Here is a 16,176-nt window from a genome sequence, read left to right as displayed (position 1 = left end):
CCCTGCGAGGATGCTGGAAGCCGTGGTCTGGGGACTCGTCCAGGGCATCACCGAGTTCCTGCCGGTCTCGTCGAGCGGGCACCTACGGATCATCCCCGACCTCTTCGGGCTCGAGCCCCCCGATCTGTCCACGTCGGCGATCCTCCATCTGGGAACGCTCGCCGCCGTGGTCGCGTATTACCGCCGGGACGTCGCCTGGATGGTGGGCGGGTTCGGGAGGGATCCGGTCGCCCGACGGATGGCGGCCATGGTCGTGGTCGCGACGGTCCCGGCCGGGGTCGTCGGGTTGCTGTTCTCATCGACCATCGAAAGATTCCAGGAGTCCGCTGCCGGCGTGGGGGTGGCGTTGGTGGCCACCGGTGCAGTGCTGTTCCTGACCCGGCTCGCCGGCCGTGGGTCGGGGAAGGCCGAGGACCTCACCGCCGGGGACGCCATCGTGATCGGACTGAGCCAGGCGCTGGCTCTGTTACCCGGAATCTCCCGGTCGGGAATGGTCATCACCGCCGGCATACTGCGGGGAGTGTCGCCCGAGGAGTCCGGACGGTTCGGCTTCATCATCGCCATACCGGCAATCCTCGGCGCCGGCCTGCGTGAGTTCATCGACCTGGGTTCGGCCTCGACCCTGTCGATCGAGTTGTTGGTAGCGACGCTGGTGGCAGGCGTGTGCGGATACTGGGCCATCAAGTTCCTGATCGATCGCCTTGCCCGGCGAAGCCTCGTGCCGTTCGCCGTCTACTGCGTGGGAATCGGGCTCGTCACCCTGATCTGGCTCTAGCAGGGAGCGGTCGCGGACCGGTACACGCCAGACAGGGGCTGGTGTGGGTCAGCCGATCCGAAGCTCAGGATGCATCCTGATGCGGGGTCGGGTTGCGACAAGGCGGGCGGCCAGGTCATCGAAGGCATGCACCGCCTCGCTGCCGGGCGCGGCCACCTTGACGGGGTCGCCCCGGTCGGCGCCCGATCGCATGGCCTCCAGGATCGGGATCTGCGCCAGGAGGTCCACACCCGTCGCCTCGGCCAGGTCGGCGCCGCCGCCCGATCCGAAGATCTCGTAGTGCTTGCCGTCATCGCCCACGAACCAACTCATGTTTTCGACCACCCCGATGACCTTCTGATCGACCCGATCGGCCATTCGAGCCGCCCGCGATGCCACCCGGCTGGCGGTGGGCTGGGGCGTGGTCACCAGGAGGACCCGTGCCCTGGGCACGAACTGGGATATCGAAATGGCGATGTCGCCCGTGCCCGGGGGCATGTCGATGAGCAGGAACTCGGGTTCGTCCCAGAACACGTCGGTCAGGAATTGCTCCAGCGCCTTGTGGAGCATGGGCCCGCGCCAGACCACCGCTTGGCCATCCGGCACGAAGTAGTCGATGGAGATGACCGACACCCCATGAGCGCGGAGGGGGATGATGGAGTCGGCGATCACGGCCGGTGCGCCCTCGGCGCCCAGCATCTTCGGGATCGAGTATCCCCAAACGTCCGCGTCGATCACCCCGACCGTGTGGCCCATGCCGGCCAGGCTCACCGCCAGGTTGGTGGTCACGGAGGACTTGCCCACCCCGCCCTTTCCGGACGACACCGCGACCACGTAGGTCGAGGAGCCGGGACCGCCGACGGCGCGCTTCTCTCCCCTCACCCGGGCCATGAGGTTGTCCCGCTGCTCGTCGGTCATCAACTCGTGCTTGATCTGGACCGAACGCACGCCTGGGACGGATCGGGCCGCGGCCGTGACGGTCTCGATCAGCGCATGTCCCGGAGGGCCGGGTACGGGGAGGAGCACATCTATCACAGCCGCTCCCAGGCGCTTCGTCCGGGCCGAGGTTACGTAACCCAACTCGGCCAAGGGCCGCTGCAGGATGGGATCGATGGTGCTGGCAAGGGTCGAGGAAAGCGCCTCGGTCTTGGAATCGGTCATAGGTGGGTCCGCCGGGAATCGGCTCCATACGTTAGTGGCCCGTACATGGCGGGAAGCCAGGCCCCCCCGGTGACCCGCAGCGCGTCCAACCTCAGGTTCAGGGCGTCATATGTGGTGTCCTGTTCCTGAGGTTCAGGGCGTCATATATGACGCCCTCTGCCTCAAGAACGTCCTGGAGTACCCAAACTCGCGAAAATCGCAGCAGGCGGGCTTCGCCCGCTGGGCCCCACCCCCGCCACCGCCGCCTTGGTTCGGGAGACGCGTTCGCCTATGTCCCGCCTGGGACCTTCTCCCGAGAGTATGTCCCCCGTCCCGCCGGACTGACGTCCCGGACCGCCGGTACGAGGTGCTTGGTCGCAATCACGAGTATGCGGCCACCGTGTGACAGTTTTAGGGTGCTCCCGCATCGCAAGGCGCCCGCCGGTCCGCTCGATTTCTGATCGGGCGCCGGTGGCGCCCGGTTGAACCGGCCCGGACAATTATCATCCGATGCGTGTCCGGGCGTTTCGCGTGAACGCCCGGCCCGCCAGGACCAACAGCGAGAGAACCCGGACCGTGCCCCCATGACCAACACCCCCTTCTCCAACCCCTTCGAAGCCGCCGCCACGATCCGGACGCCGCTCGGCGCCCGGACGGTCCACCGACTCGACGCGGTCCGCGACCACGGCGACATCCACTCGCTGCCCTACTCCATCAAGGTCCTGCTCGAGTCGGCGCTGCGCAACTGCGACGGCCGGACGGTCACCGAGGAGGATGTGGTCACGCTCGCCTCCTACAACGGCGCCAAGGTTCCCGAATCCGAGATCCCGTTCTCCCCCGGTCGCGTGGTGCTGCAGGACTTCACTGGAGTCCCGGCCATCGTCGACCTGGCCGCCATGAGGGACGCCATCGTCCGCATGACCGGCAATCCCTCGGCCGCCCGCAAGGTCAACCCCAGGGTTCCCTGCGACCTGGTGATCGACCACTCCATCCAGGTCGACACGTTCAATTCCAGCACCGCCCTGCAGATCAACTCCCAGCGTGAGTTCGAGCGCAACCGGGAACGCTACGAGTTCCTCAAATGGGGGCAGTCGGCCTTCGACAACTTCCGCGTGGTGCCGCCCGCCACCGGCATCGTCCACCAGGTCAACCTCGAATACCTGGCCCGGGTCGTCTGGGACGACGGCGCCGCCCTGTATCCCGATTCGCTGGTCGGGACCGACTCGCACACCACGATGATCAACGGCCTCGGCGTCCTCGGATGGGGAGTGGGCGGCATCGAGGCGGAAGCGGCCATGGTCGGCCAGCCGATCTTCATGCTGGTTCCGGAGGTGGTCGGGGTCCGGCTCACCGGACGTCTGCCCGAAGGGGCGACCGCCACCGACCTGGTGCTGCGGGTCACCGAGATCCTCCGTGAGCACGGGGTGGTCGGACGGTTCGTGGAGTTCCACGGTCCGGGCCTCGATGCCATGCCGCTGGCCAACCGGGCCACGATCGCCAACATGGCGCCCGAGTACGGCGCCACCTGCGGCTTCTTCCCGGTCGATCGGCAGACCATCTCCTATCTGGAGTTGACCGGACGCCCGCCCGAGCTGATCGAGACCATCGAGCAGTACGCCCGCCTCCAGGGACTGTGGCGGGACGACAGCCACGACATCGTCTATTCATCCCTGATCGAGCTCGACATGGGCGCCATCGAGCCCTCTCTGGCCGGCCCGCGCCGGCCCCAGGACCGCATCGCCCTCTGCGGTATGAAGGACCAGTGGGCGGCCGATCTGGAGACCACCTTCGCCGGCCACGGTCACCCCGAGGGCGCCGAGGGCGTGGAGAGCGACGGGGCGGACTTCGACCTGATGGACGGGTCGGTGGTCATCGCCGCCATAACCAGCTGCACCAACACGTCCAATCCGGAGGTCATGATCGGGGCCGGTCTGCTGGCCCGCAAGGCCCGCCGGCTGGGCCTGACCCGCCGGCCCTGGGTCAAGACCTCCCTGGCCCCCGGCTCCAGGGTGGTGACCGACTACCTCGACCGGGCCGGCCTCACCGAGGACCTGGAGGCACTCGGCTTCTACAACGTCGGCTACGGGTGCACCACGTGCATCGGTAACTCCGGCCCCCTCCCCGACCCCATCGCCGATGCCATCGACAGCCACGACCTGGTGGTCGCATCGGTTCTCTCCGGCAACCGCAACTTCGAGGGGCGGATCAGCCCGCACATCCGCGCCAACTACCTTGCTTCGCCGCCGCTGGTCGTGGCATACGCCCTGGCCGGGACAGTCGACATCGACCTGACCTCCGAACCGCTCGGGAAGGACCCCACCGGCAAGGACGTCTACCTTCGAGACATCTGGCCCCCACCGGCCGAGATCGCCGACATCGTGGGCGGGTCCATCTCCTCCGATCAGTTCACCCGGCAGTACTCGACCGTGTTCGACGGGTCCCCCGAATGGCAGGAGATCACCACCCACGCCTCCAACCTGTTCCAATGGAACCCGGACAGCACCTACATCCAGGCCCCGCCGTTCTTCGACGGTCTGACGATGGAGACCGACACCATCACGCCCATCAGCGGAGCCCGGGTGCTGGTGAAGGTGGGAGACTCGGTCACCACCGACCATATCTCCCCGGCGGGCTCGATCCCGGCCGACACTCCGGCCGGTAGGTACCTTCACGAGTCGGGCGTGCCCACCCTGATGTTCAACAGCTACGGGTCCCGCCGGGGCAACGACCGGGTCATGGCCAGGGGAACCTTCGCCAACCTTCGCGTGCGGAACCATCTGGCGCCGGGAACGGAGGGGGGCTGGACCACCGACTTCACCGACGGGCAGGTCAAGAGCATCTTCGAGGCCTCGCTGAGCTACCGGGCCGCCGGCACTCCCACCATCGTGATCGCCGGGATCGACTACGGGATGGGATCGAGCCGGGACTGGGCCGCCAAAGGCCCGTTCCTGCTGGGAGTGAAGGCGGCCATAGCCGAGAGCTACGAGCGGATCCACCGGTCCAACCTGGTGGGAATGGGGATCCTGCCTCTCGAGTTCATGCCGGGCGACAGCGCCGGTTCGCTGGGCCTAGACGGGTCCGAGACCTACGACATCGAGGTCGACGACTCCGTGAGGCCGAGGCAGATGTTGACGGTGACGGCCCGGCGGGAGGACGGTTCGGAGACATCGTTCCAGGCACTGGCCCGGATCGACACCCCGGTGGAAGTCGACTACTACCGCAACGGCGGGATCCTCCACACCGTCCTCAAGGAGATGGCCGCGACAGATTGACCCCGTCGCTCTAACAATCGGCGGCGGTGGAGTAGTCGTGGACGAGGAACACGCCTCCGGCCGGATCCGCGGCCACGATCATCTGCCCGAGCGGGGTGGGGAAGGGCCCGTTCATCACTTGGCCGCCCAGTCCGGTCACGCTGCCGGCGGTCTCGTTGATATCGGCGGCGCCGAAGTAGACGCTCCACGAAGGAGGAACGTTCTCGGGAGGCTCCATCACCCCGGCCACGATCTCGTCACCGGCCTTGAGCAGCGTATAGGACATCGGACCCATGTCGGAGGTCTCGGCGGTCAGGCCGAGGACGGTGCCGAGAAACCCGGTCGCAGCGCCGACGTCCGGCACGTAGAGCTCGCTCCAACTCATCGTCCCGGGCTCCTTGATCAACTGGGCGCCCGTATGGTCTCCCGCCTGCCAGAAACCGACGGCGGCACCCTGGTTGTCCATGATGTAGGCCATCCGACCCGTGGTCATGACGTCGAACGGCTCGGCGAGTCCCCTGCCGCCGGCTTCGATCGCCTTCCGGTATGCCTCGTCGGCCGAGTCGACCGCCAGGTAGGTGTTCCATACCGACCGCAGCCCCATCGCCAGCAACTCCGGCGGGGCCGGTCCCAGGCCGGCCACGTTGCAACCATCCTTCTGGGCCATCGAATAGGTCATGTCCGAGTCCGGCATGCTCCGGTCCTCCCAGGTCCAGCCGAACAGTCCTCCGTAGAAGGCCTTGGCGCCCTCGGTGTCCTCGGCGCTGAGATCTGCCCAGCACGGCTCTCCCTGGATGAATCCGTCCCTGCGCGGCATGTTCTCCCGTCCTCTTGTCAGATAGCGCACGGAGTCTAGGAGAGGGTGAGGACATACCAAACCTGTGGAGAAATGCTTGGAATCCGGCCGGCCCCGGGCAACGCTACTGACATGGAAGAGTCGCAAGAACGCGATAATCGCTGAAACCGGGCCCGACCCGGCGGCCCGGCCCCCGCCACCACCTCCCGGGCTTCCGGGGCGTGGTCGGCCATGCCCGTCCCCCTTCTGGGGTGAGGATGGGTTCGCCCCGGACGCACCCGCTCCACTCGGCAAGAGAACGTGCAATGAACCGATCGACATCGTACGGTTGGAGTCATGAGCGAACAACAGCACTCCCCGATTACTCGACGTTGCGATGTCGCGGTCGTGGGCGGTTCGGCTGCCGGGCTCGCTGCGGCGTTGCAGATCCAACGCCAGAGCCGGTCGGTGATCGTCATCGACAGCGGCGAACCTCGTAACGCGCCGGCTGCCCATCTGCATGGATACCTCGGCTACGACGGCGAAGCCCCCACGGAGCTCATCGCCGCGGGCAGAGCTGAGCTCCGACGCTATGGAGGCGAGATCCTCACCGGCCGCGTCGACGCCGTCGACCGGGACGCTGATGGGTTCGGGCTCGACGCCGGTGGCGTGACGGTCCGCGCCCGCCGGGTCGTCGCCGCGACCGGCGTGGCCGATGAGCTTCCGGCGATCGAGGGAATCGCCCGCCACTGGGGCAAGACGGTCATTCACTGCCCGTTCTGCCACGGCTACGAGGTCCGGGGGCAAGGACTCGTCCAGGTCGTCACCCACCCGGCCGGATTGCACCCGGCGCGCCTCTTCGCCCATCTCAGCGACCGATTCACCCTGGTGATCTCCGCCGACTTCGAAGTCGACACGGATGAGGTGGCCGCGTTCGAGGTCGGCGGGACCCATGTTCTCCGCGGCAACGTTCGGCGAATCATCAATGGACCGAACGAGACGATCGCGGCAGTGGAGCTCACCGATGGACGTCGCATCGCCGCCGACGCGGTGGTGGTGACCACCTACCTGCGACCCCGTATCGAGCCATTCAGCGGGCTCGGGCTCACGGCCGAGCCGCACCCTATCGGAGTGGCTGACGTCGTCGCCACGGACCCGACCGGCGAAACGTCTGTCGACGGCTTGTACGCGGCCGGCAACCTCACCGACCCGAGCCAACAGGTTCTCGCGGCCGCGGCGGACGGCAGCTACGTCGGCGCCATGGTGGCACTCGACCTCGCCACGAGAGATCGGGCCACGGCATGCCGCCGGTCGCCTGCTGAAGCTGAGTGGAACGCTCGCTACTCGGGAGACGAGGTCTGGAGCGGCGCACCCAACGGCACCCTCGTCGCCGAGATCGCACGCATGACACCGGGACGGGTCCTAGATCTCGGAGCCGGCGAAGGAGGCGACTCCCTCTGGCTGGCCGAGCGCGGCTGGGACGTCACCGCAACCGACGTGGCCCAAGCCGGACTCGACCGCCTCGCCTCCAAGGCCACCACCCGGGGAGCGGACATCCGATGCGTGACAGCCGACGCCAACGCCCGGCACGCGTTCGGCGACGACACCTACGACCTGGTCTCTCTGTTCTACTCCGCCATCCCCCGGACAGGGGACGACCGCGCCATCGCGAACATCATGAACGCGGTCGCTCCCGGCGGCACCCTTCTGATGGTCGGACACGCAGCCCCACGCCCGGGTGCTCCGACACGCGACGATGGCCACATCGCAGCATGGGACCGGGCATCATACGTCGGCGTCGACCACGTGGAGACAGCCATCCGATCCACACCAGGTTGGACTGTCGTGACCAGCGAGGTCCGAGAGAGACCGCCCGGCTCATCGACCCATCACCACCACGACCAAGACGTGGTATTCCGCGCCCAACGGGACGATGCCTGAGGATCCCTCGCCTGCAGGCTTGGCCGCAGTAACCGTCGGGGCGCTCCATCCCGACACGAGAGCGTGACATTCCAGTCTGGGAACAGTCGGTAGCGCCCCAAACCGTGTGTCAATGACCTACCTGACCAGTACAGCTAGCCTGCGGCCGTGGCCGAGTCGAACCAGCAACCGCCTGCCGACGCGGCGCCCGCCTCTCCCCCGGAGCACGCAGGCCGGCGGCGGATGCCGGTAGCCTGGAAGCTTGCCGCCACCGCAATGGCGGTCATCGTCATCGCCGGGGCGGCGGTGCTGACCCGCACCCCTGACCCGCCACCCGGCGATGCCACAGGTACCGGATCCCTTTCGATCGATGTGGCGGGATTCCCGAGGGGCCCTCTGGCCGGAGAACCCGCCCCTGACATGTCCGTGGCGCTGTTCGACGGGTCCAGGTTCGTGATGTCCGAGTACCGAGCCGCTGACGGGCGGCCCCTGGTGCTCAACCTGTGGGCCAGCTGGTGCGCCCCCTGCCGGATCGAGATACCGGAGTTCTCGCGGGTGGCGGAGGAGAATCCGCAGGTGGCGTTCCTGGGCGTCGCCGTGGAGGATGCTCCCGGGCCCGCAGAGAACTTCGCCGCCGAAGTCGGTGCGTACTACCCGTTGGGAATCGATGACAGCCGCAGCGTCACGGACAACTACCCGTTCATGGGGCTCCCGGTCACCTACCTGATCGGAGCAGATGGCCTGATCACTCGCCAGGTCAACGGCCAGATCAGCGGCGGCACCCTGAAGGCTTTCATCGACCACGACTTCGGAAGCCCATAGGCCGCGGTCCGTCCGCCGGAACCTCGTAACTAGCTGGACTCGAGGCGGCGGAAGTCACGCTGCCAGTAGAGGAGCGGGCGACCGGGGTCGTATCGGGCGGCGTGTTCCACCTGGCCGATGAAGATGGTGTGATCCCCCGCCTCGGCCGACTCGACCGTGCGGCATTCGAGGCAGGCGAAGGAGTGCGAGGGCAGGGACAGACCTGCGGCCTCGTACCGGGGCGCCCGCACCGGCAGGCCACGGAACTTGTCGGGGTCCTTCGAAGCGAACCTCAGGGCGACGTCGGCGGTGCCCTCCCGGAGCATGTTGACGGTGAACCCGCCGGCCGCCCGCAAGGCCTCGATGCTGTGCGAGGCGTGGTCGATGCAGATCAGCACCAGGGGCGGAACCAGAGACACGGAGGTGAACGCCGACACCGTCAGCCCGTGGTGGCGTTCGTCCCAGTAGCTGGTCACGACCGTCACGCTGGCCGCGAAGTTGGCCATGATGTCGCGGAAGACATCCTCCAGGTTGACCGGATGCGACGACACGTCCCACGCTCCTCTCCGGATCGGGAGGGTAGCCACAGGATCACCTGACCTGAGCGCTATGACCCATGACGGGATCGGCGTCCACGACCGCTGGAAACCGGACTGGGGACCCATATCGGCGGTCACCGTCTCAGCCGGCGGTCTGAGGGAGGCGGTGGCCGATCCGCGGGTCGAGACCGCCCTCGCCCTGAGCGGCTGAGGTCGCGGGGCGCCTACCCGGCTTCAGTCCCGGACCTGGGCCAGGATCGTGCCCCACTCCTCGTCGGTAAGAGAAGGCTGCGCCCCTCCGACCGAATAGCAGCCCACCCGGTCCAGCACCCCCTCGTAGCGAGCTCTGATGGCCGACCCGAGCCTGTCCACCGGCGCCTCCACCGCCACCTCCGCTACCACCTCATCGGGTATCAGATCGGCCATCCTCTCCCACCGACCCCTCCTCGCCAGCGCGGCGAGCGCCGGGCCGAAGTCCCAGCCATGGGCATCGAGAACCCGGCGATAGGCCGGCGTGGAAGCGTAGAAGGCGATCTGTCGCCTGACGTCGCGCCGGGACTCCTCGATCTGGCTCTCGTCTCGGCCGGTGACCACCATCACCGACGACGCCATCTCCACCCGATCGAGCGAGCGACCTGCCGCATCGGCGCCGGCGCGCATGGCCGGAAGGGTGACCTCTCGCAGGTACCGGACCGTGTGGAAAGGATGGACGTGGTAGCCGTCGCACATCTCTCCCGCCAGCCGGGACATGAGGGGGCCGACGCCGGCTATGTGGATAGGCACGTCCGGATGGGCGATCGGTCCCGGATCGAAGAAGGGAGTCATGAGGGTGAACGAGTAATGCTCACCGCGAAAGCGGAGGCGGGTTCCGTTCTGCCAGGTGTCCCAGATGGCCCTCAGGGCGCCGACGAACTCGGCCATCCGCCCCGCCGGCCGGCTCCAGGACATCGAGAATCGCCGCTCGATGTGGGGCTTCACCTGGGTTCCCAGGCCCAGCCGGAACCGGCCCCCGGTGAAGGAGGCCAGATCCCAGGCAGTCTGGGCAACCACCATCGGCGACCGGGCGAAGGCCACAGCCACAGAGGTACCGACCTCGACATCCGGGGCGGCGCACGCGGCGGCCATCACCCGCAGGAACGGGTCATGGGCCGTGTCGGCCGTGAAGATCCCGTCAAAGCCGAGGGCGCGGGCGCGAACCGCCCGCTCCGCAACAACGCCGAGCGCGCCGTCCTCCAGGTAGTAGTCGATCTTCAAGGCAACTTCCTTCCGGACACACCGCTCTGTCCGGCGAGGCTACCGCAGGCCGTGTGCCCCGTTCCGATGCGTTCCGGGGCCGAGTACCATGGGGGATGAAGGGTCCTCGCCATCGGAGGTGGCTCCGGGACCGGTGGATGACAACCGAGAAGAGACGGGCCAATCACCATGAAGAGGCTGCTGAAACTGTTCGCTTTCATCGGAGGAATCGGCGCCGTGGGCTGGTTGCTCCAGAACCGGATCGTGACCGTGACCATGAGCCGCGAACCGAGGGAGCCCGAACTGGCGCCGGAGCCCTCCAACCCGGATTCTCCGAAAACTTACTTCACGGCAGAGGCGAGGGTGAACCTCGGCCTCGACGGGGGGACGCCCGAGCCTGAGTCCGCGACCGCCACCCCGGCAGACGAAACGGTGACCGCAACCCCTCCCGAGCAACCGGAGGAAGACCAGGTCGTCACCGACGCCTAGGTTCCGGACGGGCGCCTCGCGGGGGATCCGATTCCGACAAACGACCTCCGGAACAAGAAGCGACCGCGGGAACACCGGTAAGGCTTGGTGGTCCTTAGCGTCCGGGACAGCTGGCGAGTCCGGCCTGCGCCGGTAATACTTCGCGCCAGTCGACCTCGAGCGGGAGGGCCGGGATGAGCGGATCAAGCCTCACTGTCGCTGAAGCCCTGCTACTCCGGCTCGGAAAGGCAGGCGTGCCGTATCTGTTCGCCAACGCGGGAACCGATGCCGCACCGCTAATCGAAGCCTACGCCCACTTCGATGCGGAGCGCATCGGACCCGTGCCGCAACCCGTCACCGTTGCCCACGAGATGGCAGCGGTCAGCATGGCACATGGACACGCGATGGCGACCGGCGTGCCGTCTGCAGTCTTCCTCCATGTGAGCGTCGGAACGGCCAATGCCGCCTCGGGGATCATGAACGCATCCCGGCAGCGGATTCCGATGCTGGTCATGGCGGGCAGAACCCCGGTCCTCGCCGATGGGAGCCCAGGATCGCGCGACATGTACATCCATTGGGCCCAGGAGAGCTTCGACCAGGCGTCCATGGTACGTGAGTACACGCGCTGGGACTACGAGTTGCGCTACCCGCGCCAGGTGAACGATGTGGTCGACCGGGCACTCGCAGTGGCCACCGCCGATCCGGCCGGCCCTGTCTACCTGTCCCTTCCGCGGGAACTGCTCGCCGCACGTGCGGCCCCTGCAGTTGACTCGCGGCCACCTCGCTCCGACCCAGCCTCTACCACCGCGGCAGAGCAGTCCGCGATCGCCCGCGTCGCCGATCTCGTAGCGGGATCCGGAAACCTGCTGGTCATCACCAATTCACTGGGACGGGACTCGAGAGCCGTGGCCGCGCTCGTCGAGTTCGCCGAAGCTGCCGGAGCAGGTGTCGTCGAAGTCTTCCGCGAGCGTATGTCCTTTCCGTCCTCGCATCCGCAACATCTGGGATTCGACGCGGCCCCGTTGATCGAGGATGCCGATCTGCTGATCGTCGTGGAAGCGGACGTTCCCTGGTTCCCGCAGGACGAGCCCGCCCCTGATGTGCCGGTGGTGCATATCGGCCTCGATCCGATTCGCCGCGACTATCCGATGTGGAACTTCCCGATCCATATCGCCCTCGGCGGATGTCCATCCCAGACGCTCGATGGGCTGACGGCCGCCGTGAAGAGCAGGATCGCCGGTAGTTCCCTGCAACCCAGGCTGAGCCGGCTGGCTGCGCAACACGAAGGATCACGCGCGGACGCGAGGCATCGGGCCAAGGCCGCGAGTTCGGCCCGGCCCATCGATCCGGCATTCCTCTCCCGCCGCATCGGAGACGCTCTTGCCCCGGATGGAATCGTCGTCAACGAGTACGACGCGCATTCGGACCAACTCAGGCTGGACCGCCCGGGCGGCTACTACGGTCCCTCGTCGGTCTCGGGGCTGGGCTGGGGCTTCGGCGCCGCACTGGGAGTCAAACTCGGCGAGCCGGACCGCACTGTCGTATGCGCGCTCGGCGACGGCGCCTACATCTTCAGCAACCCTCTCGCCTGCCACCTGACGGCCGAGCAACTCGGGCTCGCGCTCCTGGTGGTCGTGTTCAACAACAGCAGCTGGAAGGCGGTGCGCACTGCGGTCCAGAGGATCGCTCCAGGTGGCTGGGCCGAGTCTTCCGGTAACTATCCACTCACCGATCTCAGCCCATCACCCGCCTTCGCAGAGGTGGCCTCCGCATGCGGCGCGTACGCGGAAGGCGTGGACGATCCCGCCGAACTCCAAGGCGCCTTGGAACGTGCTCTGCGGCAGGTGAGCAAAGGCAGGCAAGCCCTGCTCGACGTGCGTACCACCTGACCGGAGTCCCCTGCCGGCGCGACCGGGGACGAAGCTCTCGGCCGCACGCCGCGCCCGAGTATCCGGGGGAGCCGGCCGGAAACCAACCGATCAGTTGACGGCGCCGAAGCCTCCTCCGGTGTGCCAGAAGACGATGTGGTCGTCGGGACCGAACCGGCCCTTGCGGATCTCGTTCTTCAGCCCGTACATGGCCTTGCCGGTGTAGGTGGTGTCGAACAGCAGGCCGGTCAGCCGGGTGGCCTCCACCATGGTCTCCACCAGTTCTTCGTTCACCTTGCCGTAGCCGCCGCAGAGGTAGTCGTCGATGTACTGGAGGTCCGGCTGCGGCATGTCGCCCCCAAAGGTCTCCACCCCGGCCTTCCAGATCCGGTCCACCCGCTCGATCAGGTTCTCGGCCGGCTCCGAGATGCATAGGGCCACGACCGGACTCTCGAAACCGGTGCGGTCGGCGCCCCAGCCGAAGCCGGAAGTGGTGCCACCCGAGGATCCGGTGTGGCACACCGCCGCCACGTCGGCGCCGATCACGTCGGGGATCTGACCGACGAACTCGCGGAAGCCCAACGACATCCCCCACATCCCCAGCTTGTCGGATGCGCCCTGGGGAATCACCCACGACTTGTGGCCCTGCTCGGCCAGTCTGGCCGCGTCCGCAGCCATGATCTCGTCGCGGTCGGGCCATTGCGCCTCGGAGATGTAGCTGATCTCGGCGCCGGCGAGGGTGTCGATCCGCAGGTTGGCCACCGAGACATTCGGCTCGTTCCCATCCGGGGTGCGGAGCACCAGGCGGATATCGAGCCCGAACCGGGCGCCGGCCAGGGCGGTGGCCCGGCAATGGTTGGACTGGTAGGCGCCGCAGGTGATCACCGTGTCGCAGCCGGACTCCATGGCCGCAGCCATGTGGAACTCCAGCTTGCGCACCTTGTTTCCCGACAGGCCGAAGCCGGTCAGGTCGTCACGCTTCACCCAGATGTGGGGGCCTCCCCAGGCCTCTCGCAAGCGCGGGAAGTAGTGGAGGGGCGTGGGCTTGAAGGCTAGTTCGACCTGCGGGATGGATTGGGTCGTGAGGGTGTCGGTCATGCCCCGGATGATACCTGCCGGCACCCCATAAACCTTTCTTTCCGGCTCCGGCGACTGCTCGAGCAACTGCTTCCAGGTCCCCGGGACGCGGAACGACCCGCCCGTTGGAGGGCGGGTCGTTCGATGTCTTGTCCGGTGGTCGGAGCGGGACTAGAAGTCCATCCCCGGCGCACCACCGCCGTGCCCGTGGTCCCCTCCAGGAGGCGACTCGTCCTTGTGCTCAGCCACCAACGCCTCGGTGGTGAGCAGCAGGCCGGCGATCGACGCAGCGTTCTGCACCGTCGACCGGGTGACCTTGGCGGGATCCGGGATCCCGGCCTCCAGCAGATCCTGGTACTCGCCGGTCAGGGCGTTGAACCCGTAGGCTCCGTCGCCCTGGCGTACCCTGTCGACCACCACGCCGGCCTCGTAGCCGCCGTTTGAAGCGATCTGGCGGAGGGGCTCCTCGAGAGCCCGCCGCACGATCGACCGTCCGGTCTCCTCGTCAGCCGTTCCGCCGTCGACGCCGTCGACCACGGTCTGGGCCCGCAGCAGGGTGACGCCGCCGCCGGCCACGATGCCTTCCTCGACCGAAGCCCGGGTAGCCGACACCGCATCCTCGATCCGGTGCTTCTTCTCCTTGAGCTCGACCTCGGTGGCCGCGCCGACCTTGATGACCGCCACGCCGCCGGCCAGCTTGGCCAGACGTTCCTGCAGCTTCTCGCGGTCCCAGTCGGAGTCGGTGTTGTCGATCTCTCGCTCGATCTGGCGGATCCGAGCCTTGACATCCGACTCGGAGCCGGCGCCGTCGACGATCGTCGAGTTGTCCTTCGCCACGATCACCCGGCGGGCCCGGCCCAGCATGTCGAGGGCAACCCCGTCCAGCTTGAGCCCGACCTCTTCGGAGATGACCGTGCCGCCGGTGAGGATGGCGATGTCCTGGAGCATGGCCTTGCGCCGCTCGCCGAACCCGGGGGCCTTGACACCCAGGGACGCGAAGGTCCCGCGGATCTTGTTGACCACCAGGGTGGCGAGGGCCTCGCCCTCGACGTCCTCGGCCAGCACCATGAGCGGCTTGCCGGTCTGCATGATCTTCTCCAGCACCGGAAGCATGTCGTTGACCGAGCTGATCTTCTGGTTGGCGATCAGGATGTAGGGGTCCTCCAGCACCGCTTCCTGGGAATCGGGGTCGGTGATGAAATAGGGCGAGATGTAGCCCTTGTCGAACTGCATCCCCTCGGTGAACTCGAGTTCGAGCCCGAAGGTCTGGCCCTCCTCCACCGTGATCACGCCATCCTTGCCGGCGCTCTCGAACGCCTCGGCGATCGTGGAACCGATCTCGGGATCGGCTGCCGAGATGGCCGCCACGGACGCGATCTCCTCGGTGGTCTCGATGTCCTTGGAGAAGTCACCGATGAACTCGGTCACCGCTCCCACCGCCGACTCGATGCCGCGCTTCAGCCCCATCGGGTTGGCGCCGGCCGCCAGGTTGCGGAGACCCTCCCGCACCATGGCCTGGGCCAGCACGGTCGCCGTGGTGGTCCCGTCGCCGGCCACGTCGTTGGTCTTGGTCGCTACTTCCTTGGCGAGCTGAGCACCCATGTTCTCCCATGGATCCTCGAACTCGATCTCCTTGGCGATGGTGACCCCGTCGTTGGTGATGGTCGGGGCGCCCCACTTCTTCTCTAGCACCACGTTGCGGCCCTTTGGTCCGAGGGTTACCTTGACCACGTCGGCGAGCTTGTTGACTCCCGACTCCAGACCGCGTCGTGCGTCCTCGTCGAAACGAAGATCCTTCGCTGCCATTGTTGAGTTCCTTTCTCGAGGCCTGTCCTGCCGCTACCGTCAGCCGACGATGGCCAGCAGGTCGCGGGACGCGAGAATCAGGTACTCCTCGCCTTCGTACTTCAGTTCGGTTCCGGCGTACTTCGAGTAGACGACCGTGTCGCCCGGGGCAACATCCACGGGAATACGGTCGCCGTCATCGTTCAGATCGCCGGGGCCGACGGCCAGGACGGTGCCGGTCACCGGCTTCTCCTTGGCCGTGTCGGGGATTACCAGTCCCGACGCCGTGCGCTGCTCGTCATCCTCGTTGGGCGAGACGATCACGCGGTCGCCGAGTGGCTTCAGATTCATCCGAAGTCCTCCTTGAATAAAGGTGGCGTTACGTGCGAGATGCCAACCGGCCGGCCGAGAAAGGCGGACCTGTTGGCAATCTCTCCTTACGATTGCCAGAGGTTAGCAGCCCTTGGGGCGGAGTGCTAAACGGGGAAGTGCTGCTCTGCCAACGCGGCGGTGGTGAGTGGCGAGTGCCCGGATCAGCCGCGCCGGGCGGAAGGATCGGGTGGCT

At 67.2% G+C, this 16,176-nt stretch carries 14 protein-coding genes; 7 read left to right on the top strand and 7 right to left on the bottom strand.

The window, feature by feature from the left end; all coding sequences use genetic code 11:
* The first annotated feature begins 10 nt into the window (after positions 1-10).
* On the top strand, positions 11-775 hold the full coding sequence (locus tag OXM57_05635) for an undecaprenyl-diphosphate phosphatase (protein MDE0352152.1): 765 nt from the start codon (positions 11-13) through the stop codon (positions 773-775).
* Between the two features lie 48 nt (positions 776-823).
* On the opposite strand, the gene OXM57_05630 is transcribed toward OXM57_05635, so the two are convergent.
* The gene (locus OXM57_05630) at positions 824-1,915 is read right to left on the bottom strand and encodes an Mrp/NBP35 family ATP-binding protein (GenBank protein MDE0352151.1); all 1,092 of its coding nucleotides are present in this window, start codon (positions 1,913-1,915) and stop codon (positions 824-826) included.
* Positions 1,916-2,478: 563 nt separating this feature from the next.
* On the opposite strand from OXM57_05630, the gene acnA reads away from it, so the two are divergent.
* Positions 2,479-5,166, top strand: a complete 2,688-nt coding sequence (acnA, locus tag OXM57_05625; GenBank protein MDE0352150.1) for an aconitate hydratase AcnA — start codon at positions 2,479-2,481, stop codon at positions 5,164-5,166.
* Positions 5,167-5,176: 10 nt separating this feature from the next.
* On the opposite strand, the gene OXM57_05620 is transcribed toward acnA, so the two are convergent.
* Positions 5,177-5,962, bottom strand: coding sequence for a VOC family protein (locus tag OXM57_05620; GenBank protein MDE0352149.1), 786 nt, complete (start codon positions 5,960-5,962; stop codon positions 5,177-5,179).
* A 315-nt stretch (positions 5,963-6,277) separates the two neighbouring features.
* Here OXM57_05620 and OXM57_05615 point away from each other — a divergent pair, with 315 nt between their 5' ends.
* Positions 6,278-7,861 carry an NAD(P)/FAD-dependent oxidoreductase gene (locus tag OXM57_05615; GenBank protein ID MDE0352148.1) on the top strand — a complete coding sequence of 528 codons (1,584 nt, stop codon included), beginning with the start codon at positions 6,278-6,280 and terminating at the stop codon, positions 7,859-7,861.
* Positions 7,862-8,008: 147 nt separating this feature from the next.
* A complete protein-coding gene (locus OXM57_05610) occupies positions 8,009-8,662 on the top strand; it encodes a TlpA disulfide reductase family protein (protein MDE0352147.1) in 654 nt (217 codons plus the stop codon).
* Between the two features lie 29 nt (positions 8,663-8,691).
* Here the strand turns inward: OXM57_05610 and OXM57_05605 are convergent, their stop codons facing one another.
* Entirely contained in the window at positions 8,692-9,192 is a 501-nt protein-coding gene (locus OXM57_05605) for a flavin reductase family protein (protein MDE0352146.1), read from the bottom strand.
* Between the two features lie 58 nt (positions 9,193-9,250).
* Between OXM57_05605 and OXM57_05600 the strand changes: the two genes are divergently transcribed.
* Positions 9,251-9,391: a hypothetical protein gene (locus tag OXM57_05600; GenBank protein ID MDE0352145.1), complete on the top strand. Its 141-nt coding sequence runs from the start codon at positions 9,251-9,253 to the stop codon at positions 9,389-9,391.
* Between the two features lie 23 nt (positions 9,392-9,414).
* On the opposite strand, the gene OXM57_05595 is transcribed toward OXM57_05600, so the two are convergent.
* Positions 9,415-10,434 carry a TIGR03617 family F420-dependent LLM class oxidoreductase gene (locus OXM57_05595; protein MDE0352144.1) on the bottom strand — a complete coding sequence of 340 codons (1,020 nt, stop codon included), beginning with the start codon at positions 10,432-10,434 and terminating at the stop codon, positions 9,415-9,417.
* 168 nt (positions 10,435-10,602) lie between these two features.
* Here OXM57_05595 and OXM57_05590 point away from each other — a divergent pair, with 168 nt between their 5' ends.
* Positions 10,603-10,902, top strand: a complete 300-nt coding sequence (locus OXM57_05590; GenBank protein MDE0352143.1) for a hypothetical protein — start codon at positions 10,603-10,605, stop codon at positions 10,900-10,902.
* Positions 10,903-11,075: 173 nt separating this feature from the next.
* The gene (locus OXM57_05585) at positions 11,076-12,770 is read left to right on the top strand and encodes a thiamine pyrophosphate-requiring protein (GenBank protein MDE0352142.1); all 1,695 of its coding nucleotides are present in this window, start codon (positions 11,076-11,078) and stop codon (positions 12,768-12,770) included.
* 90 nt (positions 12,771-12,860) lie between these two features.
* Here OXM57_05585 and OXM57_05580 read toward each other — a convergent pair whose 3' ends face one another.
* The 3 genes from OXM57_05580 to groES form a co-directional block, all read right to left on the bottom strand.
* Positions 12,861-13,871 carry a pyridoxal-phosphate dependent enzyme gene (locus OXM57_05580; protein ID MDE0352141.1) on the bottom strand — a complete coding sequence of 337 codons (1,011 nt, stop codon included), beginning with the start codon at positions 13,869-13,871 and terminating at the stop codon, positions 12,861-12,863.
* Positions 13,872-13,997: 126 nt separating this feature from the next.
* Positions 13,998-15,632, bottom strand: a complete 1,635-nt coding sequence (groL, locus tag OXM57_05575; protein MDE0352140.1) for a chaperonin GroEL — start codon at positions 15,630-15,632, stop codon at positions 13,998-14,000.
* Between the two features lie 39 nt (positions 15,633-15,671).
* On the bottom strand, positions 15,672-15,962 hold the full coding sequence (groES, locus tag OXM57_05570) for a co-chaperone GroES (GenBank protein MDE0352139.1): 291 nt from the start codon (positions 15,960-15,962) through the stop codon (positions 15,672-15,674).
* Positions 15,963-16,176 lie beyond the last annotated feature (214 nt).

The sequence above is a fragment of the bacterium genome (assembly GCA_028820935.1).
Lineage (GTDB): Bacteria > Actinomycetota > Acidimicrobiia > Spongiisociales > Spongiisociaceae > Spongiisocius.
Note: the sequence above shows the minus strand (reverse complement) of the source record. Positions and strands in the feature narration are given on the sequence as shown.

Excerpts from the sequence above, each read along its gene's own strand:
- OXM57_05600 (MDE0352145.1), top strand. The coding sequence starts at position 9,251 with ATGACCCATGACGGGATCGGCGTCCACGACCGCTGGAAACCGGACTGG.
- acnA (MDE0352150.1), top strand. The coding sequence starts at position 2,479 with ATGACCAACACCCCCTTCTCCAACCCCTTCGAAGCCGCCGCCACGATC.
- OXM57_05630 (MDE0352151.1), bottom strand. The coding sequence starts at position 1,915 with ATGACCGATTCCAAGACCGAGGCGCTTTCCTCGACCCTTGCCAGCACC.
- OXM57_05635 (MDE0352152.1), top strand. The coding sequence starts at position 11 with ATGCTGGAAGCCGTGGTCTGGGGACTCGTCCAGGGCATCACCGAGTTC.
- OXM57_05620 (MDE0352149.1), bottom strand. The coding sequence starts at position 5,962 with ATGCCGCGCAGGGACGGATTCATCCAGGGAGAGCCGTGCTGGGCAGAT.
- OXM57_05590 (MDE0352143.1), top strand. The coding sequence starts at position 10,603 with ATGAAGAGGCTGCTGAAACTGTTCGCTTTCATCGGAGGAATCGGCGCC.
- groL (MDE0352140.1), bottom strand. The coding sequence starts at position 15,632 with ATGGCAGCGAAGGATCTTCGTTTCGACGAGGACGCACGACGCGGTCTG.
- OXM57_05615 (MDE0352148.1), top strand. The coding sequence starts at position 6,278 with ATGAGCGAACAACAGCACTCCCCGATTACTCGACGTTGCGATGTCGCG.
- groES (MDE0352139.1), bottom strand. The coding sequence starts at position 15,962 with ATGAATCTGAAGCCACTCGGCGACCGCGTGATCGTCTCGCCCAACGAG.
- OXM57_05585 (MDE0352142.1), top strand. The coding sequence starts at position 11,076 with ATGAGCGGATCAAGCCTCACTGTCGCTGAAGCCCTGCTACTCCGGCTC.